The sequence below is a fragment of the Escherichia sp. TW14182 genome, from assembly GCF_000208525.1.
Lineage (GTDB): Bacteria > Pseudomonadota > Gammaproteobacteria > Enterobacterales > Enterobacteriaceae > Escherichia > Escherichia ruysiae.
The window spans coordinates 1-2,341 of the sequence record NZ_AEJZ01000059.1; the positions used below are offsets into that span (position 1 = coordinate 1).

General features: G+C 49.5%; 2 protein-coding genes and 1 pseudogene. 2 read left to right on the forward strand and 1 reads right to left on the reverse strand.

Annotated elements, in window-relative coordinates:
- Positions 1-315 (forward strand): hypothetical protein (locus EQY_RS26725; protein WP_237712259.1); only part of this gene is annotated, 315 nt, incomplete at its 5' end.
- Entirely contained in the window at positions 269-1,933 is a 1,665-nt protein-coding gene (gene asnB, locus EQY_RS0105745; RefSeq protein WP_000337054.1) for an asparagine synthase B, read from the forward strand. The genes EQY_RS26725 and asnB, both read left to right, overlap by 47 nt.
- A 142-nt stretch (positions 1,934-2,075) precedes the next feature.
- Here the strand turns inward: asnB and EQY_RS26730 are convergent.
- Positions 2,076-2,341, reverse strand: a pseudogene (locus EQY_RS26730) (hypothetical protein); the annotation flags it as partial.

The following is a 2,341-nucleotide window of genomic DNA, read 5'->3' on the forward strand; positions in this document are numbered from 1 at the left end:
GGCGTTCACGCCGCATCCGGCATGAACAAATCGCACTTTGTCAGCAATTTGGCCCCCGTAAAATATAACCATTCAATAAAACCCGCTAAAAATTATCGATTCATCAATAAACACGCCACCATACCCTACCCTTTTTCATCAATCAGCAATCACCATTACGTTTTTTATTTTTCCACCGCCAAATCGCTTGCGCACAGTGCTGCTTTGCGGCATTTTTTTAAACAAGCAAACACAACAAGCAACAAATACCAGGTTAACGGAGAAGGTTATGTGTTCAATTTTTGGCGTATTCGATATCAAAACAGACGCAGTTGAACTGCGTAAAAAAGCACTCGAGCTGTCACGCCTGATGCGTCATCGTGGCCCGGACTGGTCCGGTATTTATGCCAGCGATAACGCCATTCTCGCTCACGAACGTCTGTCAATTGTTGACGTTAACGCGGGGGCGCAACCTCTCTACAACCAACAAAAAACTCATGTGCTGGCAGTAAACGGTGAAATCTACAACCACCAGGCACTGCGTGCTGAGTATGGCGATCGTTACCAGTTCCAGACCGGATCTGACTGCGAAGTGATCCTCGCGCTATATCAGGAAAAAGGGGCGGAATTTCTTGACGATTTGCAGGGCATGTTTGCCTTTGCCCTGTACGACAGCGAAAAAGATGCATACCTGATTGGTCGCGACCATCTGGGGATCATCCCGCTGTATATGGGCTATGACGAACACGGTCAGCTGTATGTGGCCTCAGAAATGAAAGCCCTCGTGCCGGTTTGCCGCACGATTAAAGAGTTCCCGGCGGGGAGCTATTTGTGGAGTCAGGACGGCGAAATCCGTTCTTATTATCACCGTGACTGGTTCGACTACGATGCGGTGAAAGATAACGTGACCGACAAAAACGAGCTACGTCAGGCATTGGAAGATTCCGTGAAAAGCCATCTGATGTCTGATGTGCCTTACGGTGTGCTGCTCTCTGGTGGTCTGGATTCCTCAATTATTTCCGCTATCACCAAGAAATACGCCGCCCGTCGCGTGGAAGATCAGGAACGTTCCGAAGCCTGGTGGCCGCAGTTGCACTCTTTTGCCGTGGGTCTGCCGGGTTCACCGGATCTGAAAGCGGCACAGGAAGTGGCAAACCATCTGGGTACTGTACATCATGAAATTCACTTCACCGTACAGGAAGGTCTCGATGCCATCCGCGACGTGATTTACCACATCGAAACGTATGACGTGACGACTATTCGTGCTTCAACACCGATGTATTTAATGTCGCGTAAGATCAAGGCGATGGGCATTAAAATGGTGCTGTCCGGTGAAGGTTCTGACGAAGTGTTTGGTGGTTATCTTTACTTCCACAAAGCGCCGAACGCCAAAGAGCTACATGAAGAGACAGTACGTAAACTGCTGGCTCTACATATGTATGACTGCGCGCGCGCCAACAAAGCGATGTCAGCCTGGGGCGTGGAAGCACGCGTTCCGTTCCTCGACAAGAAATTCCTCGATGTGGCAATGCGCATTAACCCACAGGATAAAATGTGCGGCAACGGCAAAATGGAAAAACACATCCTGCGTGAATGTTTTGAATCGTATTTGCCCGCAAGCGTGGCCTGGCGGCAGAAAGAGCAGTTCTCGGATGGCGTCGGTTATAGCTGGATCGACACCCTGAAAGAAGTGGCGGCGCAGCAAGTTTCTGATCAACAACTGGAAACCGCCCGCTTCCGCTTCCCGTACAACACACCGGCCTCAAAAGAAGCGTATCTGTACCGGGAAATCTTTGAAGAATTGTTCCCGCTTCCGAGCGCCGCTGAGTGCGTACCGGGCGGCCCATCCGTCGCCTGTTCTTCTGCCAAAGCGATCGAGTGGGATGAAGCGTTCAAGAAAATGGACGATCCGTCTGGCCGCGCGGTCGGCGTTCACCAGTCGGCATATAAATAAGAAGTGTATTAACGCCCCGGAGAATTCCGGGGCAATTTCAGTTACTGGGGAGCTTGTTGATTCTGATACGCAGTGAGGAAATGTTCCGGGTTTGCCACATCACTGTTTGACAATTCATCACTGTAGGCCAGTACTTCATAGATTAATTTCCCACCACTATTGTTGAATTCTGAATTTCATCCTGTACGACAAAAGAATGGCTGTAGGGTGGGGAAAAAACACAAAGTAAACAATAATTGACGAATATAGCGCCACGCTGTTCGCAACCTAACCAAACAGTCACTTTCGAGCAATTTTCCTTGAAAAAGAGGTTGACGCTGCAAGGCTCTATACGCATAATGCGCCCCGCAACGCCGATAAGGTATCGCGAAAAAAAGATGGCTACGTAGCTCAGTTGGTTAGAGCACA

What these genes read in the sequence shown, in the direction of transcription:
- asnB (WP_000337054.1), top strand. Translation starts at nt 269, where the DNA reads ATGTGTTCAATTTTTGGCGTATTCGATATCAAAACAGACGCAGTTGAA.